This is a genomic window from Pseudomonas sp. LBUM1664, from assembly GCF_059695895.1.
In genome coordinates, this window is record NZ_CP166791.1 from 5,734,772 (window position 1) to 5,757,834 (window position 23,063).

The following is a 23,063-nucleotide window of genomic DNA, read 5'->3' on the forward strand; positions in this document are numbered from 1 at the left end:
CATCTGATAAAGCAAAGACGCACCCACGGCGCGCCGACCAATGCTACAGAATGCCTGACACAGCTTTCTCAGGCTTTTATTGCAAAGTGTGTTGCTCGATGAATTCCATCGGCTGCAACCCTTCGCGACTGACCAGTCGATTCAGCTCCGACCGAGGCAGGCGAACAGCCAGCAGGCAGATGCCTTCTTCGTCGTGTTCTTCTTTTTGCACCGCCCCCAGCTCAAAGAACTGGGCACGCAACCGGGCGAAACGTTGTGGCAATTTCAGGGTGCCGACAAACAGGTCGTCGCCCAACAGTTCCGCCACGGCCTGCTTGAGCAGGTCCAGGCCGCTACCGTCCCGGGCCGACAACCAGACCCGCTGCGGCTTGCCATCGGCATCGCGCTGGATCTGCGGCTCCACGCCTTCGAGCAAATCGAGTTTGTTGTATACCTCGAGGATCGGCAAGTCCTGGGCTCCGATCTCACCCAGCACCACCATCACCTGCTCGATCTGCAGCATCCGGTCCGGCTCGGCGGCATCAATCACGTGCAGCAGCAGGTCGGAGTTGCTCGACTCTTCGAGCGTAGCCCGGAAAGCCTCGACCAGTTTATGCGGCAGGTGCCGGATGAAGCCCACGGTGTCGGCCAGCACGATCGGCCCGAGGTCGTTCAGATCGAGCCGGCGCAGGGTCGGGTCGAGCGTGGCGAACAATTGGTCGGCAGCGTAGACGTCGGATTGGGTCACGTTATTGAACAGGGTCGATTTGCCGGCGTTGGTATAACCCACCAGTGAAACCGTCGGGATGTCCGCACGCTTGCGACCGCGCCGCGACTGCTCGCGTTGGCTGCGAACCTTTTCCAGCCGCCCTTTGATCTGGCGCAGGCGAACCCGCAACAGGCGCCGGTCGGTTTCCAACTGGGTTTCACCCGGGCCGCGCAGACCGATACCGCCCTTCTGCCGCTCAAGGTGAGTCCAGCCGCGAACCAGCCGCGTGCTCATGTGCTCAAGCTGGGCCAGTTCGACCTGGAGCTTGCCTTCATGGGTACGGGCGCGTTGGGCAAAGATGTCGAGAATCAGGCCCGTACGGTCGATCACGCGACACTCGAAAACACGTTCGAGGTTACGCTCCTGACTGGGCGTGAGGATGTGATTGAAAATCACCAGATCAACCTGCTCGGCCTTGACCAGGTCGCGCAACTCCTCGACCTTGCCGCTGCCTATCAGGTATTTGGCGGTTGGCCGATGACGCGGCACGTTGAAAAACGCGACGGTCTCGGCGCCGGCCGAAATTGCCAATTCCTGAAACTCCTGCGGATCTTCGCGCGCCTCAGGGTCCTGTCCATCCAAGTGAACGAGAATGGCCCGCTCACCACCACCGTGGCGCTCAAAGAACAAAGGAGACTCCTATCAGGCGTTACCCGGTTCAGCGTCACCGCCTTCGGATTCGGTTGCGCTAGGCAGACGAATTGGACGAACTGGCACTACTGTCGAGATCGCGTGCTTGTAAACCATCTGGCTGACGGTGTTTTTCAGAAGGATGACGAACTGGTCGAAAGACTCGATCGTGCCTTGCAGTTTGATCCCGTTGACCAGATAGATGGACACCCCAACTTTCTCTTTACGTAAAGTGTTCAAGTAAGGGTCTTGTAGCGAATGCCCTTTTGACATGTGCCGCACTCCTTTAAGGATCAATAATAAAAATCGGAATCAGATGGCTTGGGCCGTCACACCCCCAAGGATAGACGGCAATTGTAAAGACTCAGCTCAATATGGAGATGGTCCCAAGGTATTTCAAGGCGCGTGGCAGATTGTCGCAATCGAGACTGTCAAGCCAATGCAAGTCAGTCCAGCTGCGTAGCCAGGTGAACTGGCGTTTCGCCAATTGGCGCGTGGCAATGATCCCACGCTCCTGCATCTCGGCTGACGTCAGCTTGCCGTCCAGGTAATCCCAGACCTGTCGATAACCTACCGCACGTATAGACGGCAACCCGGCATGCAGGTCACTTCGCTCACGCAGGGCTACGACCTCATCTATGAATCCCTGTTCCAACATTAATGTGAATCTTTGTTCAATTCGCCGATGCAGCACTTGCCGGTTCGCCGGAGCGATGGCCAGATTGGCGACAGTATAGGGCAATTGTTGCAGTCCCGAAGCGGCTGCTTCAGTACTTTGCGCAGATTGTCGCTGCCGCAGGGCCGTCATGCTCTGGCCGCTGACCCGATAAACCTCCAGGGCCCGACTAAGCCGCTGCGGGTCGTTGGGGTGAATACGCGCCGCCGACTCCGGGTCGATAACCGCCAATTGTTCGTGCAAGGCTTGCCAGCCAAGGCGCGCAGCCTCTTCTTCGATCTGCGCGCGCACCTCGGGATCGGCCGCCGGCATGTCCGCCAGCCCATCGACCAAGGCCTTGTAATACAGCATCGTGCCACCCACCAGCAGCGGAATCTTGCCCCGCGCGGTGATTTCGGCCATGGCTTGGAGGGCATCACGACGAAAATCCGCAGCCGAGTAGGCCTCGGCCGGGTCCAGGATGTCGATCAGGCGGTGGGGAAATTCGGCCAGCAGCTCTTTCGAGGGTTTGGCGGTGCCAATGTCCATGCCCCGGTAAACCAGGGCCGAGTCGACGCTGATCAGCTCGCAGGGCAGGACTTTGGTCAGTTCGATGGCCAGGTCGGTCTTGCCGGCGGCCGTCGGCCCCATGAGGAAAATCGCAGGTGGCAACTGGCTCATCAGCGACCGCGCAGGAACAGTTTGTCCAGGTCGTCCAGGCCCAGTTGGGTCCAGGTCGGCCGGCCATGGTTGCATTGGCCGCTGCGCTCGGTGTTTTCCATGTCCCGCAGCAGGCCGTTCATTTCCGGCAGGGCCAGGCGGCGGTTGGCGCGAATCGCGCCGTGGCAGGCCATGGTGCCGAGCAATTCGTTCAGGTGCGCCTGGATCCGGTCGCTGGTGCCGTACTCCATCAAGTCCGCCAGCACGTCGCTGACCAGTCGATTGGCCTCGGCCTGTTTCAACAAGGCCGGGATCTGACGGATCGCCAGGGTTTCCGGGCCCAGGCGCTGCAATTCAAAGCCCAGGCGCTGGAACCAGCTCACGTGTTCTTCGGCGCAATCGGCTTCGCGCTGGCTGACCGCCAGGGATTCGGGCACCAACAGCGGTTGGCCGCTCAAGCCTTCGCTGGCCATGGCGATTTTCAACCGCTCGTACATGATCCGCTCGTGGGCGGCGTGCATGTCCACCAGGACTAGGCCCTGGGCATTTTCCGAAAGGATATAAATGCCCTTGAGTTGCGCCAGGGCATACCCCAGCGGCGGGATGTCGCCCTGGCCGTCGGGCAATGCCGCCGCACCGGCTTGCGGCAAGGGTTTGAAGAACTCGCGGTAAGCCGCCTGGGACTCGGCCGCCGGCACGTTCGATTGCCCACGCGGAGTGTATTGATACTGATAGCCGCTGCCCGCACCGGTCCCGGCCGCGTTGTAGCTCGGTTGAGGCTGGGGCTGTTCCAGCAGCGCATTGGCGGCCAGGCGCATTTCGCCCTGGGGGCCGAATTCACCCGCTTCCAGCCCCGTAGGCCGGACCATGCCGCCCACCGCGGCCGGGGCCGCCAGTTGATCTTCCGGCCGCACGTCGCCCAAGGCGCGGTGCAAGGTGCCGTAGAGGAAATCATGCACCATGCGCCCGTCACGGAAACGCACTTCATGCTTGGTCGGATGCACGTTGACGTCCACCACCGACGGGTCGACTTCGAAAAACAGCACGAAAGTTGGATGCCGACCGTTGAACAGCACGTCGCGATAGGCCTGGCGCACTGCGTGGGCCACCAGTTTGTCGCGCACCGCCCGGCCGTTCACGTAGAAGTATTGCAAGTCTGCCTGGCTGCGGGAGAAGGTTGGCAGCCCGACCCAGCCCCACAAGTGCAGGCCATTGCGCTCCACCTCGATGGGCAATGCCTGTTCCAGGAAACCCGCACCGCACACCGCGCCGACACGCCGAGCGCGGGCCGCATCGTCATTGGCCTCGTGCAGGCTGAGGATGGTTTTGCCGTTGTGGCGTAAATGGAACGCCACGTCAAAACGCGCCAAGGCCAGGCGCTTGATGACTTCCTGCAAATGATCGAATTCGGTCTTCTCAGCCTTGAGGAATTTGCGCCGGGCCGGGGTGTTAAAGAACAGGTCGCGCACTTCCACGGAGGTGCCTACCGGATGGGCCGCGGGCTGGACGCGAGACGCCATCTCCCGGCCTTCGGTCTCGACCTGCCAGGCCTGATCGGCCTCGCGGGTGCGGGAGGTCAGTGTCAGGCGCGACACCGAACTGATGGACGCCAGCGCCTCGCCACGAAACCCCAGGCTCATGACCCGTTCGAGGTCTTCCAGATCGCGAATTTTACTGGTGGCGTGACGCGCCAGGGCCAGCGGGAGGTCGTCGGCAGGAATACCGCCACCGTCATCGCGCACCCGCAGCAGCTTGACGCCACCCTGCTCGACGTCCACATCGATGCGCTTGGCCCCGGAGTCGAGGCTGTTTTCCAGCAACTCCTTGATGACCGACGCCGGACGCTCGACCACTTCACCGGCGGCGATCTGGTTCGCCAGCCGGGGGCTGAGCAGTTCGATGCGAGCGTTGCTGCCGATCACTTCATCACTCATTGCTTGGCTGCCACTTCATTGGCCGGAATGGTCAGGTTCTGGCCGATCTTGAGTTCGTCGCTCCGAAGGTTATTGGCGCTGCGCAAGGCAGCCGGCGACACCTGATAACGCACGGCGATCATCGCCAGGGTTTCGCCGGGGCTGACCCGATGGTCCCGCGGGCCTTGGGCGATTTTGCCGGAGTCTCGCAGCCAGGCAATGTAGGTGCCCGGCGGCGGATTCTGCTGGAAGAACTGCCGAACGCCGCTGCTGATGGAGCGGGCCAGCGCCTGCTGGTGGTTGGAAGACGACAGCTTGGACGCTTCGTTGGCGTTAGAGATAAACCCGGTTTCCACCAGGATCGACGGAATATCCGGTGACTTGAGCACCATGAACCCGGCCTGCTCGACGCGCTGTTTGTGCAGCGGCGTGACGCGGCCGATGTTGCTCAAGACCTTCTGGCCGACGTTCAGGCTGGACGTCAATGACGCGGTCATCGACAGGTCGAGCAACACGCCGGCGAGCATGCGGTCTTTGTCATCGAGGCTGACGTTGCCGGCACCACCGATCAGGTCGGAACGGTTTTCGCTGTCGGCCAGCCAGCGGGCGGTCTCGGAAGTAGCGCCACGGTCGGACAGGGCAAACACCGAAGCACCGAACGCTGCCGCCGAAGGCGCGGCGTCGGCGTGAATGGAGACAAACAGGTCGGCGCCTTTCTTGCGGGCGATTTCGGTACGGCCGCGCAATGGAATGAAGTAGTCGCCGGTGCGGGTCAGTTCGGCGCGGAAGCCTTTCATGCCGTTGACCTGGCGCTGCAACTCACGGGCGATGGACAGTACCACGTCCTTTTCACGCTGCCCGCGCGAGCCCGAGGCCCCCGGGTCTTCGCCACCGTGACCGGCGTCGATCACCACAATGATGTCGCGCTTGCCGGCCGGGGCCGGGGGCATCTTGATCGCAGGTTCGGTCGGCGTAACCGGTATAGCCGGCACCGTGGCATTGGCAGGAGGTGGTGGCGGCGGTGGCGCAGCGTCAGCCGGGTTGTCGAACAGATCCACCACCAGCCGGTTGCCGTACTGGGCATTGGGGGCCAGGGTGAAACTTTTCGGGGTCACGGCTTTTTTCAGGTCGATGACCACCCGCAGGTCGGTCGGCGTACGCTGGGCCGAGCGCATCGCGGTAATCGGCGTATTGGCGGTAGGCACGTTCAGCGGCGCGCCAAGGGACGCGCCGTTGATGTCGATCACCAGGCGATCCGGGGAGGTCAGGGTGAATACGCTGTGCTGCACCGGTCCCGTCAGGTCGAATACCAGCCGTGTGTTGTCCGGCGCCCGCCAGAGGCGAACGCTGTTGACCTTTGTTTCGGCCACAGCATCGACGGCCAGTGCCGTAAGCAACAGTCCTACGACAGCAACCACCGCGCGAAAGCGCATACCAAACCCCATCATTAATTAGTTTCCAATGCCAAAGCGGCACACCACGACTCGCCGCGCGAGCCTTGTGGCGTCAGTTTCAGCGAACGCCCGCCGTTCTGCGCGCCAATGGTAATGGTCAGGTCGGGCTTTGGCAAAAAGCCTGCACCCTTCTGGGGCCATTCGATCAGGCACAAGGCGTCATCTTCGAAATAATCGCGAATACCGAGAAATTCCAGCTCCTCGGGATCTACCAATCGATACAGGTCGAAATGGAAGGCGCGAATGTTGCCGATCTCGTAGGGTTCGACCAAAGTGAACGTCGGGCTTTTTACCGCGCCGACGTGCCCGAGGCCGCGAATAATGCCACGGGACAAGGTGGTTTTCCCCGCGCCAAGGTCGCCTTCGAGAAAAATCAGACCATGGCCAGCGGTGGTGCGCGCGATGCGCGCCCCGAATTCCGTCATGGCGTGTTCGTCCGCCACGTACAGGGTTACTTCAGACACGGTGAGTGCTCCTCCAACAACTGACGAATGGCTGGGATCAGATCGGTTGCCGCCAGCCCACGGCCCAAGCGACCGGCCTGCGCGCCGGCATTGGCGTGCAGCCAGACCGCCAGGCACGCGGCCTCAAAACCTTCCAGGCCCTGGGCGAGCAAGGCGCCAACCAGCCCCGCCAGCACATCCCCAAGACCGGCGGTGGCCATGGCCGGATGGCCCTGGCTGCAAACGGCCAGGCGACCGTCCGGACTGGCAACCAGGCTGCCGGCGCCCTTGAGAATCACCGTGGCTGTGTATTTTTTGCTCAATGCGTGGGCCGCCGCAGGCCGATCTGCCTGTACCTGGGCTGTGGATATTCCCAGAAGCCTCGCCGCCTCGCCCGGATGGGGGGTAATCACGCAATGCTCGGGCAAACAGACACTGGCGTTGCTCAGCAGGTTCAGCGCATCGGCGTCCCACACTTGCGGCAACGGCGCATTGGCCGCCGCCGACAACAGGCTGCGTCCCCACGCGGCCTGGCCCAGGCCCGGCCCGACCACCAGCACAGTGGCCTGCTTGAGTAAGCCCATCAACTGGTTCGCCGAATGGGTGCCTTGCACCATGACCTCCGGCAAACGCGTCAGCGCAGCGCAGACATGCTCGCTGCGAGTCGCCATGGAAACCATCCCTGCACCACTGCGCAAGGCGCTTTCGGCACTCATCTGGATCGCGCCGCCAAATCCCCGGTCGCCGCCGATCAGCAGGACATGACCGAACCGGCCTTTGTGTGATGCGGGCGGGCGAGGCGTCAGACGCGGCAGATTATGAGGTGAGAGCAGTCGGGCACTGGCGGGCGCCAATTCAACGAGATCAGGATCGGCGTGCAGATCGTTGAATACCAGGTCACCGACCCGGTCCGCCGCTTCGCCGGTGAACAGGCCCAGTTTCAGACCAATGAAGGTCACGGTCAGGTCGGCCGCCACCGCAGTCCCCAGCACCCGGCCGGTGTCGGCACACAGCCCAGAGGGGATATCCACAGCGGCGACCGGCAGCCCACTGATATTGATCGTGTCGATGGCGCGGATATAAGGCTCGCGCACTTCGCCACTCAACCCCGTGCCGAGCAAGGCGTCCAGCAGCACGCCACGCAATTGGGATTCGTCCGACCACGGCTCCACGGGCACGCCCACCGCGACGGCTTCGGCGTGGGCATTGGCGGCGTCGCCCTGCAAACGCCGGGGCTCGACTACCGTCAGCACCCGCACCGACCAGCCGGCGCGCCGGGCCAGGGATGCCACCAAGTAACCATCGCCGGCGTTATTGCCATGACCGGCCAGCACCGTCAGCTCACGGGCCTGCGGCCAGCGCCGGACAACCGCTCGCCAGGTGGCGCGGGCGGCGCGCTGCATCAATTCGAAGCCAGCGGTGCCCGCCGCAATCAGTTGTGCATCGAGGGCCCGGACCTGCGCAGCGCTGTACAGCGCGTCGGGAAAATCATCTTTAGTGTGCGGCATGCGTCTTCGGGCTCCGATGTCTGGCAGAATTATACGCACCTCAGCTCCGGTTTCTCTCGCCTCATGCCTGTCATTCCCACAGACCTGCCCGCCCTCGCCCAATCCATCAAGGACTGGGGCCGCGAGCTGGGTTTCCAGCAAGTCGGCATCAGCGGCCTGGACCTGGCCGAGCATGAGCAACATCTGCAGCGCTGGCTCGACGCGGGCTACCACGGCGAAATGGACTATATGGGTGCCCACGGCAGCAAACGATCGCACCCCGAGGAGCTGGTGCCGGGCACGCTCCGCGTGGTGTCCCTGCGCATGGACTACCTGCCAGGCGACACGCAAATGGCGCAGATGCTCGCCCAACCGGAAAAAGCCTACGTCTCACGTTATGCCTTGGGCCGCGATTACCACAAATTGATCCGTAAACGTGTGCAACAACTGGCAGAAAAAATTCAGGCAATCATTGGCCCCTTCGGCTATCGCGCCTTCGTCGACAGCGCACCGGTGCTGGAAAAAGCCATCGCCGAACAGGCTGGGCTGGGCTGGATCGGCAAAAACACCCTGGTGTTGAACCGCAAGGCGGGCAGTTATTTCTTCTTGAGCGAGCTGTTTGTCGACCTGCCGCTGCCGATGGACCCGCCCCACGCCAGCGAACACTGCGGAAAATGCACCGCGTGCCTGGACATCTGTCCGACGAATGCCTTCGTCGCGCCTTACGTGCTGGATGCCCGGCGCTGCATTTCCTACCTCACCATCGAACTGAAAAGCGCCATCCCCGAAGAGCTGCGACCGTTGATCGGCAACAGGGTGTTCGGTTGTGATGATTGTCAGATCGTCTGCCCGTGGAACCGCTTCGCCCGTCCGTCCACGGAAAGCGACTTCAAACCACGGCACAACCTGGATAATGCCGGGTTGGCCGAGCTGTTCATGTGGGACGAGGATAAATTTCTCAGCAGCACCGAGGGCTCACCGCTGCGCCGCGCCGGTTACGAACGCTGGCTGCGAAACCTGGCGGTGGGTTTGGGGAATGCACCGTCAACGATTCCGGTGGTGCAAGCCTTGGAGGCGCGGCGCGATTACCCCTCGGAACTGGTGCGCGAGCATGTGGAATGGGCCTTGCGCCAGCACTCCGAGCGTCAGACCTCGTCGTTATAGACGAACTTCGGCATTTCCCAGTGGAAGCGGATCGCCAGGAGCCGAAGCAAGAAACCGCCGAACAAGGTGATGAGAATCGCCTGCTCGCTCGGCAATTGCAGATAGACGCACAGCAAGTAACACCAGGCCGCGGCAAACGAGACGCTGGCGTAGAGCTCGCGGCGGAAGATCAGCGGAATATCGTTGCAGAAAATGTCCCGCAGGATGCCGCCAAACACGCCGGTGATCACCCCGCTAACCGATGCCACCAACATGCCGTGGCCCATTTCCAGGGCGGTCATGCAGCCAATCAGGGTGAACGCCACCAGGCCCGCCGCGTCGAGCACCAGGAACAGCGAGCGCAGATGGCGCATCCAGCGCGCCAGAAAAACCGTCAGCATCGCCGCCGTAGTGGTCAGCACCAGGTATTCCGGGTGCTTGACCCACGTGAGCGGGTAATGCCCGAGCAACACGTCGCGCACCGAGCCGCCACCCAGCGCCGTGACGCAGGCAATCAGCACCACGCCGAACCAGTCCATGCCGCGACGCCCGGCAGACAAGGCGCCGGTCATGGCTTCGGCGGTGATGGCGATCAGATAAAGCATCAGCAACATGATGGCGGTCCTTACAGGAAGGCGCGCAGTCTAGCCATTTCGGGCAGGCACCAAAAGAGGGCAAGGCAACGACTCCTGCCTGAACACCATGTCCCCCAGTCCAAACTGATCCCTGTGGCGAGGGAGCTTGCTCCCTCGCCACAAAAGCTTCCTCGCCACAGAGCCTGCGAACCGGCTTAGAACTTGATGAAATGCTTGCGGTAATGCTGCAGCTCGGCAATGGACTCGCGGATGTCGTCCAGCGCCAGGTGGCTGCCGCCCTTCTGGAAGCTGTCACGCACCTCAGGAGCCCATCGGGCGGCCAGTTCCTTGAGGGTGGAGACGTCCAGGTTGCGGTAGTGGAAGTAGCTTTCCAAAGATTTCATGTGGGTATAGAGAAAGCGACGGTCCTGGCAGATGCTGTTGCCGCAGATCGGCGACTTGCCCTTCGGCACCCACTGCTCCAGGAAGGCGATGGTCTGGGCCTCGGCCTCGGCCATGCTGATTTTGCTGTCGCGCACCCGCTGGGTCAGGCCCGAGCCGCCGTGCTGGCGAGTATTCCATTCGTCCATGCCGGCCAGAATCTCGTCGCTGTGATGGATCGCAATTACCGGGCCTTCAGCCAGGGTATTGAGGTCACTGTCGGTGACGATGGTGGCCATTTCGATGATGACGTCGGTGTCCGGGTTCAGACCGGTCATTTCCAGGTCGATCCAGATCAGGTTCTGCGGGTTTTGCATAGGGGAGCTCCTCGGCGTAGCCACGCAGTTTAGCTTAGGCAGGCCCTTGGGCGTGCTAAACTCGCGGCCGTTTTACCTAATCGCTGCATTCTTCATACGGAACACCCATGGCCAAACGCCAACTCAATCGTCGTCAAAACTGGCGCATCGAAAAGATCCAGGGCGAGCGCGCAGCCCGCGCCGCCAAACGCGAATCCAGCGCTGTGCAAGCCCTGGAGGGCGGCGACCTGGGCCCTGAACAGACCGGTCTGGTGATCGCCCACTTCGGTGTGCAGGTCGAGGTCGAGGCCTGTGAAGGCGAACTGGCCGGCCAGGTATTCCGCTGCCACTTGCGAGCCAACCTGCCGGCGCTGGTAACCGGGGACCAAGTGGTCTGGCGAGCCGGCAATCAGGGCATCGGTGTGATCGTGGCGCAATTGCCGCGCCACACCGAGTTGTGCCGCCCGGACAGCCGAGGCCAGCTCAAGCCCGTGGCCGCCAACGTCGACATGATCGTCATCGTGTTTGCCCCGCTGCCCGAGCCCCACGCCAACCTGATCGACCGTTACCTGGTAGCGGCCGAACATGCCGGCATCCGACCGCTGCTGTTGCTCAATAAATTCGACCTGATCGACGAGCACAACGCCCCCGCGCTGAACGCCTTGCTGTCGGTCTATCGGCAATTGGGTTACCCGGTGCTCGAAGTTTCGGCTCATCACGGCGATGGCATGGAACAATTGCAGCGGCAGTTGGACGCACGCATCAGCGTGTTCGTCGGCCAGTCCGGCGTCGGCAAGTCTTCGCTGGTCAACAGCCTGCTGCCGGAAGTCGAGACTCGCGTCGGGCCGTTGTCTGAACTGTCCGGCCAGGGCACCCATACCACCACCACCGCGCGGCTGTTCCACTTCCCCGGCGGCGGTGAGTTGATCGACTCGCCGGGTATCCGCGAATTCGGCCTGGGTCACGTCAGCCGGGCCGATGTCGAAGCCGGCTTCATCGAGTTCAACGACCTGATCGGCACCTGCCGCTTCCGCGACTGCAAGCACGACCGCGAACCTGGTTGCGCCCTGCTCAAGGCACTGGAAGAAGGCCGCGTGCATCAGCAACGGATGAACAGCTACCGCTCGATCATCGCCAGCTTGCCGGAAAGCAGTTACTGACCTTAAAAGAATGTGACCCCGACACTGTTGTGGCGCAAAGATCTGAGGGAGCAAAGCTTGCTCGCGAAACAGGCACTTGGTGCCTGAGCAAGCCTTGCTCCCACAGCCACTCGCCACAAGTTCTGTACGACGGTTAGATCACTGCGCCGGCGGCTCGGCCGGTTTCGTCGCGGGGGCCTCGAACAGGTTCAGACGCTCGCGCAGCTCATGGGCCGGCACCGGCTGCTGGTCCGCCGGCAAGGCGTTCGGATCAGCCGCCGCGTCAGGCGTTGCCGGTGTTGCCGGCACTTCACCCGGGGCACCCTCACCCTGGGTCGGCTCGGGCGCCGGGTCATCGGTTTGCGAACCTTCGATGGCTTGCTGGGCCTTCTTGGTCAACACCACGATATCGATACGCCGGTTGACCGGGTTGAACGGGTCCTTGCGATCGAACAACGCCGAGGAGGCGTAACCGACCACACGCGCCACCTGCTCGTCCGGATAACTGCCGGCCACCAAGGCCCGGCGTGCCGCGTTGGCGCGGTTGGCAGACAGTTCCCAGTTACCGAAATCGCCTTTGCCAACGAAGGGCTTGGCATCGGTATGCCCACTGATGCTGATCTTGTTCGGCACCGCTTTGATGGTGTCGGCCATGGCCAGCAGAATGTCTTCGAAATAAGGCTTCAGCCGCGCACTGCCGGAGTCGAACATCGGACGGTTCTCGGCGTCCATGATCTGGATGCGCAAGCCGTTCGGCGTGATTTCGAACAGGATCTGGTCCTTGAATTTCTGCAGCTGCGGGTTCTCTTCGACCTTGTTCTGCAATTCCTGCAACAGCAATTCCAGGCGTTCGCGCTCGACCTGCTCGGCCATGCCTTCTACCTGCTCGGAATCCACCGTCACCTTGTCGGGCTGAGGCTGGGATTTGACTTCAGGGTTGAGGGTGGTTTCCGGCGCCAGGGTCGGTGAGCCGCCCAGGTCAATGATGTACGGCGTGCCGCTTTCAGTAAAACCCACCGGGTCCTTGAAGTAACCGGCGATGGCAATCTTCTGCTCCGGGGTCGCAGTGGACAGCAGCCACAGCACCAGGAAGAACGCCATCATCGCCGTCGCGAAGTCGGCGAAGGCAATTTTCCAGGCGCCCCCGTGATGCCCCGCAGCTATGCGCTTGACACGCTTGATAATGATCGGCTGGTTGTTTTCCATCTTAGCGACCGCGAACCGCTTGTTCTAGCTCGGCGAAGCTTGGACGGTGCGCCGGGTACAGGACCTTGCGACCGAACTCCACCGCCAACGATGGCGGCATGCCCGAGGCCGAGGCCACCAACGAAGCCTTGATGGCTTCGTAGATGTTGAGTTCTTCCTTGGCGTCATGGGCCAGGGAAGTAGCCAGAGGGCCGAAGAAACCGTACGCAGCGAGAATACCGAAGAAGGTACCGACCAGCGCCGCACCCACGTGCAGGCCGATGGATTTCTGGTCGCCATCGCCCAGGGACGCCATGGTGACCACGATCCCCAATACCGCCGCGACGATACCGAAGCCGGGCATGGCGTCGGCGATGCCGGTGACCGCGTGGGACGGGTGCTCCAGGTCCTCCTTGAGGCTGTACAGCTCCATGTCGAACAGGCCTTCGAGCTCATGGGGGGCCATGTTGCCGGACGACATGATGCGCAGGTAGTCACAGATGAACGCCGTCATGCGGGCGTCCTTGAGCACCGCAGGGTACTTGGCGAAAATCGGGCTGGCGGAGGCGTCTTCAATGTCGCCTTCGATCGCCATCATGCCTTCGCGACGACTTTTATTGAGAATTTCGTAGATCAGCCCCAACACCTCGAGATAAAAAGTGTGGCTGAAACGCGAACTGAACATGCTCAGGGATTTCTTGAGCACGTGCATCGTCATATAGCCGGGGTTGGCCTGCAAGAATGCGCCGAGGGCAGCACCGCCGATAATCAGCACCTCGAAGGGCTGGATCAGGGCGGCAATCTTGCCATGGGAGAGCACGTATCCGCCGAGCACGCTCGCGAACACGACAATGATGCCGATAATTTTAGCCATAGGTAGAAAGTACTTACTTAAGTCGGGTTCAAGGTCATATTCGGAAGCTGAAAAATCTCTTCTTCTACTTATCGGCGAAACTGCGCCAGACTATAGCCAGTTCTGGCGAAAAGCCAATTTGCCCCGTTCCGGGCGTAGATACCTCATAGGATGATCACGTCCAGCCATGACTAACGAAACGAAGGTTCCAACTCCGCGACCGACCACGCTTGAAGGCTGGGTAAAGCTGCTCGCGGGCGTGCACCTGCCGGTGCCCCAGGCCAGTCATGACCTGGTCTGCAAGGCCATTGCCGACAGCCGCCGGTCATTGCGTGACATCGCCGAGCTGATACAGGACAGCCCCGCCCTGGCCCTGAGCGTTATCCGTGAAGCCAACCATCACACCCATGGCAGCTTCGCCGAACCGGCAGAAAATCTCGAAGTGGCCATCAACCGCCTCGGCCTCAAGCGCACCGAAGAACTGCTCGCCCGCCTACCTTCGTTGCCGGAGCAACAAATACCCGTCGCCCTGCGCCAACTGCAATTAATCAGCCAGCACGCAACGCAACAGGCCAATGGTTTTTTTTCCAGCCGCCTGGCGCGGCTGTGGCAGGACATCCACTGGGGCAGCCTGTTGTTTCTGTCACCGCTCTGGCCACTGGCCCTGACTCACCCGCGATTGCTAGGGGAGTGGGAATTGCGGGTCATCCATAAAGGCCAGTCAGCAAGCAAGGTGGAACGCGAACTGTTCGGCGTCGGCCTGCTGAAAATATGCCTGGCCCTGGTAGAAGTCTGGCGCCTGCCGATCTGGGTGGCGCAGGGCTATCGCCTGTTGCTCAACGAACGCCGCGAACTGGTGAAAGTGCTGCGCATCGCCCGAGACAGTGAACACCCGCTGCGTCAGCAGAATCGCCTGGACGATGATCCGACGCTGCGCCGTTGGCTCAATCAGCCGGCCAATACTGTGTTGCTGGCCAACGGCCTGGCACTCTCGGCGCAACAGGCCTGGGACTGCCCTCACAGTTCCCGCTGGCAATACCTCACCAGTTTGTATCTGCAGATTTCGATGGATGAGGTCCAGCAGCAGTTGCACCAACAAGCCGCCAACAGTGCCCGCCATCACACCATGCCGGACCTCTGGCACCCGGCCGTGGCGCTGATCTGGCCGTGGGGCAGCCGCCGCGTCCACCCCGGGCTGCTGCCAGCCCCCACGCCAAGCGCCGAAGACCTGACCCAGTGGCGCAAACAATGTGCTGAACTGCTGCTGGAGCCGAGTCCCTTCAGCAACGCCATGCGCCTGACCACCTCGGCCCGGGATGCACTGGAGGCGTGTGGCATGCACCGGGTGATGATTCTGATGGCCGACCGCGACCAAACCAACGTACGCGTGCATCAGACCGCCGGTCTGCCCAAAGAGGCAGCGGCCATGAGTTTCTCCATCAATCAAAGCAAGGTGTTGCAGCGGTTGCTGGCCCAACAGGCCCAGATTCGTCTGAACCCAGAGAACAATGCGCAGTTTTCGGCATTGCTGCCGGCGGGCCTGCGCAGCCTGTTCCGGGGTGAGCACATGCTGTTGCGCTCACTGACCTGCAATGGTCGGGTGATCATGCTGGTGGCGGTAGACCAGGGTGGCGGGCCGTTCTCGGACGTGACCGTGCAGGCCTTCGGCAAAACCGTGCAGTGCATCGAGCGAGCCCTGCACAGCTTTACCAACCGCGGCCGCTGATCTTGCTACAATCCTCTCCCTTTGCGCCCCTGGAGACCTCACATGCCTGACTTCTCTGGCTTGCCGCTGGTGATCGAGCCGAGCGAACTGCTCCCGCGCCTCAACGCCCGCGAACTGATCCTGGTAGACCTGACCAGCGCTGCCCGCTACAGCACCGGGCACATCCCCGGCGCACGCTTCGTCGACCCCAAGCGCACGCAACTGGGCCAGCCCCCAGCACCAGGCCTGTTGCCAGCCAAAGCCGATCTGGAAGCACTGTTCGGCGAACTCGGGCATCACCCGGATGCGGTCTACGTGGTCTATGACGATGAAGGCGGCGGCTGGGCCGGGCGTTTTATCTGGCTGCTGGACGTGATCGGCCATTCGAACTACCACTATCTCGACGGCGGCCTGCTGTCGTGGCTGGACGAAAGCCTGCCGGTGTCCATCGACGTGCCTGCGCCTGTCGCAGGCCCGGTGAGCCTGACGCTGCACGAAGCCCCCACCGCCACCCGCGAATACCTGCAAAGCCGTCTCGGTGCCGCCGACCTGGCGATCTGGGATGCACGCGGCCCGTTGGAATATTGCGGCGAGAAAGTCGTGGCGGCCAGGGGCGGGCACATTCCCGGCGCGGTCAACTTCGAATGGACGGCCGGCATGGATCAGGCGCGCAACCTGCGCATCCGCACCGACATGCGCGAGATTCTGCAACAACTGGGGATCACCCCTGACAAAGAGATCATCACCCACTGCCAGACTCACCACCGCTCTGGCTTCACCTATCTGGTGGCCAAGGCGCTCGGTTATCCGCGGGTCAAAGGCTATGCCGGTTCCTGGGGCGAATGGGGCAACCACCCTGACACCCCCATCGAGCTTTGAAGGTTCTTAAGGACAGTTAATGAAAAACCGTTTGTTCATCCTCACTCAGTACCTGCTGCCCCACCACTTGCTGTCGCGACTGGCCGGCTGCATTGCCGAATGCCGCGTGCGCTGGTTCAAAAATGCCTTCACCCAGTGGTTCGCCAAGCGTTATCAGGTGGACATGTCCCAAGCCCTGGTGGAAGACCTGACGGCTTACGAGCACTTCAACGCATTCTTCACCCGTGCCTTGAAAGACGGTGCACGCCCGCTGGATGAAACCCCGGGCGCAATCCTCAGCCCCGCCGACGGTGCCGTCAGCCAACTCGGCCCGATCGAACACGGCCGGGTATTCCAGGCCAAGGGCCACAGTTTCAGTGTGTTGGAACTGCTGGGCGGTGACGCGGCCAACGCGGCGCCATTCATGGGCGGGGATTTCGCCACCATCTACCTGTCGCCCAAGGACTACCACCGCGTGCACATGCCGCTGGCCGGCACCCTGCGGGAGATGGTCTACATCCCAGGGCGGATTTTCTCGGTCAACCAGACCACCGCCGAAAACGTTCCGGAGCTGTTCGCCCGTAACGAGCGCGTAGCGTGCATTTTCGACACCGAGCGCGGGCCGATGGCCGTGGTGCTGGTGGGCGCGATGATCGTGGCGTCCATCGAAACCGTCTGGGCCGGCCTGGTGACACCACCCAAGCGCGAACTGAAAACCTTGCGCTACGACGAAGCCGCCCGTGCACCGATCCACTTGGAAAAAGGTGCCGAGCTGGGCCGCTTCAAACTGGGTTCGACCGCTATCGTGCTGTTCGGGCCGGACCAGGTGAAATGGGCCGAAGACCTGGTGGCCGGTTCGCCAGTGCAAATGGGCCAGGGGCTGGCGCTGCCAAAAGCCTGATTTACGCCTGACCTGTTAAAGCAGGCCTGTGGGAACAAGGCTTGCCCGCGATGCAGGCGCCGCGGTCTCTTTTAGACCGCGTTGTCGTTCATCGCGAGCAAGCTTTGCTCCCACAGCACATTCAGGGCAACACGCCTACCTGTCAGCTGCTAGAGTTGGAAATATCCTTTTCATTTCCCGCCGGAGCCCGTCCACGGCATGAATGAGACCAGCCCTCTCCAGCTATTGCGCGTTCTGACCCCAACGCAGTCACGCCTATCGTTCTGCGAGGCCACGCCACGCGATCTCAAGCGCTGGATCGCCAACCTGCCCAAGGCCAACATCGGCGAAACCGCCCGCTTGCTGTATCAGGCCATCGGCGAACTCAACCTGCTGCTTACCCCCAGCGATAATCGCCTGCAATTGCTCGAACTGCTGCGACCCGAGGTGTATTACGTCTGCAAGCACCTGGAGCGCCATTTCCTGCAACAGGCCATTGTGCTGGATGACCGCTCACGCAAGATCGTGAACCTGTGCCAGGCCCTGCAAACCCACCTGGCAATGGGCTACAAACAGGTCGTGGCGAACATCGCGCCGAAATATACCAAGGACCGAGCCCGCCTGTTGAGCACGGCGCTGCAACGGGCGATGCACGTCCTCAACGGCCCGCTGCTGCGTGCCAGCCAGTTGTACAGCCCTGTGCCCGAAGGGCTGTGGCTCGATCTGCACCAGTTGTACCAAATCGCCTGCCAGCACCGGTTGCAGCACCTTCGCGTGAACGACGAACTGGCCAGCCAGGACCATCAGTTGAGCGCCGAGCAAACCTATGCCGTCGCTCTGCTGCTGGGCGCATCACGCAGCAATCAGCTGCGTCAGGGTCAGATCGCGCGGCTGGGCGAAGTGCTGCCAGCGTGGAGCCAGTGGGTCAAGCTGGACCCGGCCGCCACCAGCCTGTTCGCTGTCTCACCGCAACTGGATGTCGGGCCACGCTATCGCTCCAAGTTCAGGGCCGAGCAGCAGCCCAGCCTGCAGGGGTTCGATCCACAGCCGCTGGTGCACGCCATCACCACCCATCGGGAACAACCGGCCGATCAGGCCCTGCCAGTACCGGGTGGCATGAGCACCGACACCTTGCACCACCTGCAGGCCGCCTGGGGCGAAGCAGCCGAACGCAGCTTCCAGCGCACTGAGAGCAACGGCACGCTGACGCTGTGCGTGGGCATGAGCGCGTTGCACTATTACCTAGGTGGCGAACGCTCTTTCAGCGAGATCCTGAAGAACCCCGCCACGCGCAAGGCCCGGTTCGAAGCGTCGCCGAGCAAGACAAACGACACCTGGAAACAGGCCTTCGACGCCGCCCCTGCCGGCGACAGCGACCTGTTGCCCTATGAAGAGATCGAGTATCCGGTCAACCCGGCCGATGACGACGGCATCAGCTCCGACAACCAGCATCACTTTGCGACCTACGATCTGCCGGTCATTAACCACAGCCCCGGAGGTTATTGCCTCGGTTGGCCGAAAGAAATGCCGGAACAACTGCAGGCAGGGGAAATGGTCGGCATTCGGGACGCCAACGATCAGGCCTGGAGCATCGCCGTGGTGCGCTGGATCCGACAGGTGCGCAATGGCGCCATGCAAATGGGCATCGAACTGGTCGCGCCCCATGCCCAGCCTTGTGGGCTGCAACTGCTCCGGGAACAGGACGAGCACGGTCACTATCTGCGCGGTCTGTTGCTGCCCGAAATCAGCGCCATTGACCTTCCGCCCACCATGATCGCCCCACGCCTGCCCTTCCAGGAGGGCCAGCACGTGCTGATCAATACCAACGGCCAGGAACGCCGCGCCGGCCTGGACCGGCGGGTCACCAGCACCCACAGCTTCAACCAGTTTGCATATCACCAGGAGGATTCAGGCACCACCGGGGAAGGCAGTGACAACGAAGGGGATTTCGATTCGTTATGGAAGTCGCTTTAAAGCCCAACACAATAACCCTGTGGCGAGGGAGCTTGCTCCCGCTGGGCTGCGAAGCAGCCCCCCCTGAAGCAGACAACCCAATCAACCTGACACGCCGAGGTGTCAGGTTTTAGGGCCGCTGCGCGCCCCAGCGGGAGCAAGCTCCCTCGCCACGGTTATACGCGCTCGAGCATGAGACTCAGAGCTGCCCGTCGCGATCCCTGAAGCCCAGCAAGTACAACACCCCATCCAGCCCCAGGGTTGAAATCGCTTGCCTGGCCGACTGCTTGACCAGCGGCTTGGCACGGAACGCCACACCCAGGCCCGCGATTGCCAGCATCGGCAGGTCGTTGGCGCCGTCGCCCACGGCGATGGTCTGCTCCAGGCGCAGGCCTTCCTTCTCGGCCAGCTCCCGCAGCAGGTCCGCCTTGCGCTGGGCATCGACGATGGGCTCGACGGCCACGCCGGTCACCTTGCCGTCGACCACTTCCAGTTCGTTGGCAAACACATAGTCGATGCCGAGCTTGGCCTGCAACTGCTTGGCGAAGTAGGTGAAGCCGCCGGACAGGATCGCTGTCTTGTAGCCCAGGCGCTTGAGTTCGGCGAACAGGGTTTCGGCGCCTTCGGTCAGGCGCAGGGAAGCACCGATGGAGTCCAGCACACTGACGTCCAGGCCTTGCAGCAGCGCCAGGCGCTCTTTGAAGCTGGCGCGAAAATCCAGCTCACCGGCCATGGCCCGCTCGGTGATAGCCGACACCTTGTCGCCCACGCCGGCAGCCTTGGCCAGCTCGTCGATGACTTCGGCTTCGATCAGCGTCGAATCCATGTCGAACACCGCCAAGCGACGGTTACGACGGAACAGCGAATCTTCCTGGAATGCGATGTCGACGTTCAATTCCTGGGCCACGCTCAGGAATTCGGCACGCAACGCCTGAGGATCGGCCGGCTCGCCGCGCACGGAGAACTCGATGCAGCCCTTGCCCTTGTCATCCGGAGTGTCCAACGGCATGCGCCCGGACAACCGGTCGATGTGGTCGATGTTCAGGCCATATTTGGCGGTGATCGAACTGACTCGCTGCAACTGTTCGGCGGTAACCTTACGGGTCAACAGGGTAACGATGTGACGCGTCTTGCCCTGGCCGGACACCCATTGCTGGTAATCGGCTTCGCAAACCGGGGTGAAGCGCACCTGTTGGTCGAGCTTGTAAGCGGTGAACAGGATGTCTTTGAGCACCGACTTGCTTTGCTCGGCGTCCGGAATTTCAACCAGGATGCCGAACGACAACGTGTCGTGAATCACCGCCTGACCGATGTCGAGAATGTTCACACCACCCTGGGCCAGAACGCCGGTAATGGCCGCAGTCAGACCCGGACGGTCACTGCCAGTGATGTTTATCAGGACGATTTCGCGCAAGGCGCACCCCCGCAGGTGGAAAAAATCGCATTCTACCCACTTTCGGTGACCATCGGGCACCGCCAGTGCTTTGCCGGTCATGGGCCTGTCGCTATACTGCGCGTCAATTTCACGGACAAAGAGCCGAGCTCAGTGAACCGGCCCACGCCAGTCAAAACCGACAATTTCTTTCTGCTGATCTTCCGTGCACTGCGCCACCGCCGTGTACCGATTGCATTACGCATTGCCAGCCATAACGTGATCCTGGTCGCCTTGGCCCTGGTTATCTATGCCTGCGTGATGGGTTTGCAGTTCAAGCAGGCGATGCATGAGCAGGCCGATGCCCTGGGTGAGAGCCTCACCACCCAGACCGCTACGTCCGCCACCGAGTTGCTGGTGTCCAACGACATCCTCAGCCTCAACGTGCTGCTCAATAACCTGACCAAGAACAAACTGGTGGCCCACGCCGCCATCTACAGCGTGGACAACCGCATCCTCGCCGAGGCCGGCCAGCGTCCCAAGCCAGGCCTGCTGGGCGAATCCGGCGGGATGTACCAGAGCAAGATCACCTTCCAGGACGTGACCGCCGGGCAACTGCGCATCAGCCTGGACATGGACCAGTTCCAGCAGCCAATGACCATCAGCCTGCAAAGCATGGGCATCCTCAGTGCGATATTGCTGGCGCTGGCCCTGGCACTGAGTCTGCGCCTGGGACGGCACATCTCCACGCCACTGCTGCAATTGCGCGTCTGGCTGCGGGACATCGACGAACACACCCCGGCCACCCAGCGCCAGGACGAAATCGGCGATCTGGCCCGGCAACTGCACACCAGCTTCGCGCCGGAACCTGCACCCGTGCCGGAGCCTGAAGAGATCGACTACGTTGATGACGACGATGCCGAACCAGGCTTCGAGGTGCGCAACCTGCGAGACCCGGGCTTCGACGAAAGCCAGCCGATGCCCGTGCCCAAACCCGCTCCACGCCATGTAGTACGCACGGTCGAAGACGATGAAGACGACGACGCCTTCGCCGACCTGCGGGACGAAACGGTCGCCGGGGAACCGCAACCGGTCGCCAGGCCTGTGGCTTCGAACCTGCCACAGCACAGCGCTGTGCTGGCCGTGCAGTTGGGCGCTCAGGAGCAACTGCGTCGCTTGCCTCAGGCACGCCTGAAGGAACTGCTCGAGCGCTACCGCGACTGCCTCGACCAGGCCGCATCGCTTTATCAGGGCGAATTGCACACCCTGAACGATGGCAGCACGCTGATGCTGTTCCATACCGAGGACAGCGGCGATGACTACCTGACCAACGCCATCTGCTGCGGTGAGTTACTGCGGGCCCTGGGCCACCAATTGCAGATTGAAGTCGCCGACAGCGGCATCACCCTGCAACTGCAACTGGGCCTAACCCTGGGTGATGGGCTGTTCGGCCTGAGCCAGATCGACCTGCTACTGACCGAAACCGCCCAGGACGCCCTGGCCCTGTCGCAACACAGCCGCAACCTGCTGCTGGTGGAGCGCAAGATCAACGACGACGCCCTGATCCGCCAGCGCGCCCGCATCCGCCCCATCGCCAGCCCCGAAGGTGCGTGCTGCGTGGAGCGCCTGATGGAGCCTTATCCATCGATGCTGGAGCGGCAACTGGCGCGGATGCATGAGCGACTGGCCTGATACTCAGTACTTGAAGCAAAAAGAAGCCCGCAGATGAGTGATCGTCTGCGGGCTTTTCGTTGCCTTCTCTGATGCCATCGCGAGCAGGCTCGATCCCACAGGTATCTCTGCCAGCCACAAACCCAGTGTGGGAGCGAGCCTTCTCGCAATGAGGCCGCCCCAGGCACCCGGAATAAACCTTGCAGAAACAACAAAGCCCGCATCAACGCGGGCCTTGTTTTGCATCCAGTCCAACCATCAGAACCTGAACACTTCCATATCCGTACGAATCGGTAAGGCCATCGGGGTCTTCGGGGACTTCTCAGATCCGGCGGGCTTGGTCTGCGCCGGGGCAGCTTTACGTGGGACTTCGGCCACTCGCGGCTGGTTGGCCAACGGTTTGAGAGACACGGACAGCTGCTCGGCCAGGCGTTGCAGTAGCACGCCCTGAGCCTGAACCTGTGCGGCGGTGCCGCCAGTATGTTGCTCTTGCAGATGAACGATGCGGTTCTCGCGCACCTTGCCGCGACGGTCGATCAACCGCCATTGAGCATCAAGCACCGCCGGTTGCAATTTGCCCGAATCCAGTCGGGTAATCGACAGCAGTACCTGGACATCCGGCGTAAAGCCTTGGGTGGCCGGCGCCAATACGACACGCTGGCTGTCCAGATGCCCGGCAAGCTGGCGCAACAGCAATTGGTCGATGTCCGAAGACAGGCTGCCAGCCCAACGACCGTCTGTGGCGGCCTGCAGGCTGCCATCCGGTTGGCGTTGTAATAAGGTTTCGCGCTGCAGGTAGTCGGCGATCAACACCGGGCCCAGCAATACCGCCATGCCCGCGCTTTGCGCCGGCTGAGCGGGGCTTCCGCTGTCGAGTTGATACAGCGACACAGGCTGATTGACGCTGCAACCCGCCAGGCCAAGCAGGCCAGCGAGCCACAAAATAGGAAGGCGCAGAGCAGTCATCGTCCCGTCCAGGTGGCGGCCACAAGGCTTACCACA

The 23,063-nt window shown here is 62.1% G+C and carries 21 protein-coding genes; 7 read left to right on the forward strand and 14 right to left on the reverse strand.

The genetic code is table 11. The features are described 5' to 3' along the window. Nucleotides 1-76: 76 nt before the first annotated feature. The 7 genes from hflX to ACA047_RS26735 all read right to left on the reverse strand — a co-directional run bounded on the left by hflX (nt 77) and on the right by ACA047_RS26735 (nt 8,011). On the reverse strand, nt 77-1,378 hold the full coding sequence (gene hflX, locus ACA047_RS26705) for a ribosome rescue GTPase HflX (protein WP_497354545.1): 1,302 nt from the start codon (nt 1,376-1,378) through the stop codon (nt 77-79). Nucleotides 1,379-1,390: 12 nt separating this feature from the next. Continuing rightward, a complete protein-coding gene (hfq, locus tag ACA047_RS26710) occupies nt 1,391-1,651 on the reverse strand; it encodes an RNA chaperone Hfq (protein WP_003186419.1) in 261 nt (86 codons plus the stop codon). A gap of 91 nt (nt 1,652-1,742) precedes the next feature. Continuing rightward, nucleotides 1,743-2,714: a tRNA (adenosine(37)-N6)-dimethylallyltransferase MiaA gene (miaA, locus tag ACA047_RS26715; RefSeq protein WP_072340136.1), complete on the reverse strand. Its 972-nt coding sequence runs from the start codon at nt 2,712-2,714 to the stop codon at nt 1,743-1,745. Beyond that, on the reverse strand, nt 2,714-4,627 hold the full coding sequence (gene mutL, locus ACA047_RS26720) for a DNA mismatch repair endonuclease MutL (RefSeq protein ID WP_497354548.1): 1,914 nt from the start codon (nt 4,625-4,627) through the stop codon (nt 2,714-2,716). Before mutL ends, miaA begins: the two co-directional genes overlap by 1 nt. Continuing rightward, a complete protein-coding gene (locus tag ACA047_RS26725; RefSeq protein ID WP_497354550.1) occupies nt 4,624-6,054 on the reverse strand; it encodes an N-acetylmuramoyl-L-alanine amidase in 1,431 nt (476 codons plus the stop codon). Before ACA047_RS26725 ends, mutL begins: the two co-directional genes overlap by 4 nt. Next, the gene (gene tsaE, locus ACA047_RS26730; RefSeq protein ID WP_497354552.1) at nt 6,054-6,524 is read right to left on the reverse strand and encodes a tRNA (adenosine(37)-N6)-threonylcarbamoyltransferase complex ATPase subunit type 1 TsaE; all 471 of its coding nucleotides are present in this window, start codon (nt 6,522-6,524) and stop codon (nt 6,054-6,056) included. Before tsaE ends, ACA047_RS26725 begins: the two co-directional genes overlap by 1 nt. Then, nucleotides 6,512-8,011 (reverse strand): NAD(P)H-hydrate dehydratase, encoded by a 1,500-nt coding sequence (locus ACA047_RS26735; RefSeq protein ID WP_497354554.1) that lies wholly within the window; start codon nt 8,009-8,011, stop codon nt 6,512-6,514. Before ACA047_RS26735 ends, tsaE begins: the two co-directional genes overlap by 13 nt. A 63-nt stretch (nt 8,012-8,074) precedes the next feature. On the opposite strand from ACA047_RS26735, the gene queG reads away from it, so the two are divergent. Continuing rightward, nucleotides 8,075-9,154 (forward strand): tRNA epoxyqueuosine(34) reductase QueG, encoded by a 1,080-nt coding sequence (gene queG / locus ACA047_RS26740; RefSeq protein WP_497354556.1) that lies wholly within the window; start codon nt 8,075-8,077, stop codon nt 9,152-9,154. Here queG and ACA047_RS26745 read toward each other — a convergent pair. Both ACA047_RS26745 and orn read right to left on the reverse strand, forming a co-directional pair. Further along, nucleotides 9,136-9,750 carry a trimeric intracellular cation channel family protein gene (locus tag ACA047_RS26745; protein WP_497360554.1) on the reverse strand — a complete coding sequence of 205 codons (615 nt, stop codon included), beginning with the start codon at nt 9,748-9,750 and terminating at the stop codon, nt 9,136-9,138. The two genes, queG and ACA047_RS26745, sit on opposite strands and share 19 nt — an antisense overlap. A gap of 173 nt (nt 9,751-9,923) precedes the next feature. Next, nucleotides 9,924-10,466 carry an oligoribonuclease gene (gene orn / locus ACA047_RS26750; RefSeq protein ID WP_497354558.1) on the reverse strand — a complete coding sequence of 181 codons (543 nt, stop codon included), beginning with the start codon at nt 10,464-10,466 and terminating at the stop codon, nt 9,924-9,926. A 107-nt stretch (nt 10,467-10,573) separates the two neighbouring features. Between orn and rsgA the strand changes: the two genes are divergently transcribed. Next, nucleotides 10,574-11,605, forward strand: a complete 1,032-nt coding sequence (gene rsgA, locus ACA047_RS26755) for a small ribosomal subunit biogenesis GTPase RsgA (RefSeq protein WP_497354560.1) — start codon at nt 10,574-10,576, stop codon at nt 11,603-11,605. A 138-nt stretch (nt 11,606-11,743) separates the two neighbouring features. Here rsgA and motB read toward each other — a convergent pair whose 3' ends face one another. Next, a complete protein-coding gene (gene motB, locus ACA047_RS26760) occupies nt 11,744-12,790 on the reverse strand; it encodes a flagellar motor protein MotB (RefSeq protein WP_497354562.1) in 1,047 nt (348 codons plus the stop codon). Nucleotide 12,791: 1 nt separating this feature from the next. Further along, nucleotides 12,792-13,643, reverse strand: a complete 852-nt coding sequence (gene motA / locus ACA047_RS26765; protein ID WP_497354564.1) for a flagellar motor stator protein MotA — start codon at nt 13,641-13,643, stop codon at nt 12,792-12,794. Between the two features lie 166 nt (nt 13,644-13,809). Here motA and ACA047_RS26770 point away from each other — a divergent pair, with 166 nt between their 5' ends. The 4 genes from ACA047_RS26770 (at nt 13,810) to ACA047_RS26785 (ending at nt 19,039) form a co-directional block, all read left to right on the forward strand. Then, the gene (locus ACA047_RS26770; RefSeq protein WP_497354566.1) at nt 13,810-15,348 is read left to right on the forward strand and encodes an HDOD domain-containing protein; all 1,539 of its coding nucleotides are present in this window, start codon (nt 13,810-13,812) and stop codon (nt 15,346-15,348) included. 42 nt (nt 15,349-15,390) lie between these two features. After that, nucleotides 15,391-16,206, forward strand: a complete 816-nt coding sequence (locus tag ACA047_RS26775; RefSeq protein ID WP_497354568.1) for a rhodanese-like domain-containing protein — start codon at nt 15,391-15,393, stop codon at nt 16,204-16,206. A 19-nt stretch (nt 16,207-16,225) separates the two neighbouring features. Continuing rightward, nucleotides 16,226-17,086, forward strand: a complete 861-nt coding sequence (gene asd, locus ACA047_RS26780) for an archaetidylserine decarboxylase (protein ID WP_497354570.1) — start codon at nt 16,226-16,228, stop codon at nt 17,084-17,086. Nucleotides 17,087-17,284: 198 nt separating this feature from the next. Beyond that, nucleotides 17,285-19,039 (forward strand): cyclic-di-GMP receptor FimW-related protein, encoded by a 1,755-nt coding sequence (locus tag ACA047_RS26785; RefSeq protein WP_497354572.1) that lies wholly within the window; start codon nt 17,285-17,287, stop codon nt 19,037-19,039. Nucleotides 19,040-19,217: 178 nt separating this feature from the next. Here ACA047_RS26785 and serB read toward each other — a convergent pair whose 3' ends face one another. After that, a complete protein-coding gene (gene serB, locus ACA047_RS26790; protein ID WP_497360556.1) occupies nt 19,218-20,432 on the reverse strand; it encodes a phosphoserine phosphatase SerB in 1,215 nt (404 codons plus the stop codon). 132 nt (nt 20,433-20,564) lie between these two features. On the opposite strand from serB, the gene ACA047_RS26795 reads away from it, so the two are divergent. Further along, nucleotides 20,565-22,082 carry an AhpA/YtjB family protein gene (locus ACA047_RS26795; RefSeq protein ID WP_497354574.1) on the forward strand — a complete coding sequence of 506 codons (1,518 nt, stop codon included), beginning with the start codon at nt 20,565-20,567 and terminating at the stop codon, nt 22,080-22,082. A gap of 3 nt (nt 22,083-22,085) precedes the next feature. Here the strand turns inward: ACA047_RS26795 and ACA047_RS26800 are convergent, their stop codons facing one another. Further along, on the reverse strand, nt 22,086-22,307 hold the full coding sequence (locus ACA047_RS26800; protein ID WP_497354576.1) for a hypothetical protein: 222 nt from the start codon (nt 22,305-22,307) through the stop codon (nt 22,086-22,088). Between the two features lie 12 nt (nt 22,308-22,319). Then, complete coding sequence (locus tag ACA047_RS26805) at nt 22,320-23,027, reverse strand: PqiC family protein (RefSeq protein WP_497354578.1); 708 nt, start codon at nt 23,025-23,027, stop codon at nt 22,320-22,322. Between the last annotated feature and the right edge of the window lie 36 nt (nt 23,028-23,063).

Bases quoted from the DNA above. Each gene is read 5' to 3' on its own strand.
- hfq (WP_003186419.1), bottom strand. From the start codon at position 1,651: ATGTCAAAAGGGCATTCGCTACAAGACCCTTACTTGAACACTTTACGT.
- miaA (WP_072340136.1), bottom strand. From the start codon at position 2,714: ATGAGCCAGTTGCCACCTGCGATTTTCCTCATGGGGCCGACGGCCGCC.
- mutL (WP_497354548.1), bottom strand. From the start codon at position 4,627: ATGAGTGATGAAGTGATCGGCAGCAACGCTCGCATCGAACTGCTCAGC.
- ACA047_RS26725 (WP_497354550.1), bottom strand. From the start codon at position 6,054: ATGATGGGGTTTGGTATGCGCTTTCGCGCGGTGGTTGCTGTCGTAGGA.
- ACA047_RS26735 (WP_497354554.1), bottom strand. From the start codon at position 8,011: ATGCCGCACACTAAAGATGATTTTCCCGACGCGCTGTACAGCGCTGCG.
- queG (WP_497354556.1), top strand. From the start codon at position 8,075: ATGCCTGTCATTCCCACAGACCTGCCCGCCCTCGCCCAATCCATCAAG.
- orn (WP_497354558.1), bottom strand. From the start codon at position 10,466: ATGCAAAACCCGCAGAACCTGATCTGGATCGACCTGGAAATGACCGGT.
- rsgA (WP_497354560.1), top strand. From the start codon at position 10,574: ATGGCCAAACGCCAACTCAATCGTCGTCAAAACTGGCGCATCGAAAAG.
- motB (WP_497354562.1), bottom strand. From the start codon at position 12,790: ATGGAAAACAACCAGCCGATCATTATCAAGCGTGTCAAGCGCATAGCT.
- motA (WP_497354564.1), bottom strand. From the start codon at position 13,643: ATGGCTAAAATTATCGGCATCATTGTCGTGTTCGCGAGCGTGCTCGGC.
- ACA047_RS26770 (WP_497354566.1), top strand. From the start codon at position 13,810: ATGACTAACGAAACGAAGGTTCCAACTCCGCGACCGACCACGCTTGAA.
- ACA047_RS26775 (WP_497354568.1), top strand. From the start codon at position 15,391: ATGCCTGACTTCTCTGGCTTGCCGCTGGTGATCGAGCCGAGCGAACTG.
- asd (WP_497354570.1), top strand. From the start codon at position 16,226: ATGAAAAACCGTTTGTTCATCCTCACTCAGTACCTGCTGCCCCACCAC.
- ACA047_RS26785 (WP_497354572.1), top strand. From the start codon at position 17,285: ATGAATGAGACCAGCCCTCTCCAGCTATTGCGCGTTCTGACCCCAACG.
- ACA047_RS26800 (WP_497354576.1), bottom strand. From the start codon at position 22,307: ATGCAAAACAAGGCCCGCGTTGATGCGGGCTTTGTTGTTTCTGCAAGG.
- ACA047_RS26805 (WP_497354578.1), bottom strand. From the start codon at position 23,027: ATGACTGCTCTGCGCCTTCCTATTTTGTGGCTCGCTGGCCTGCTTGGC.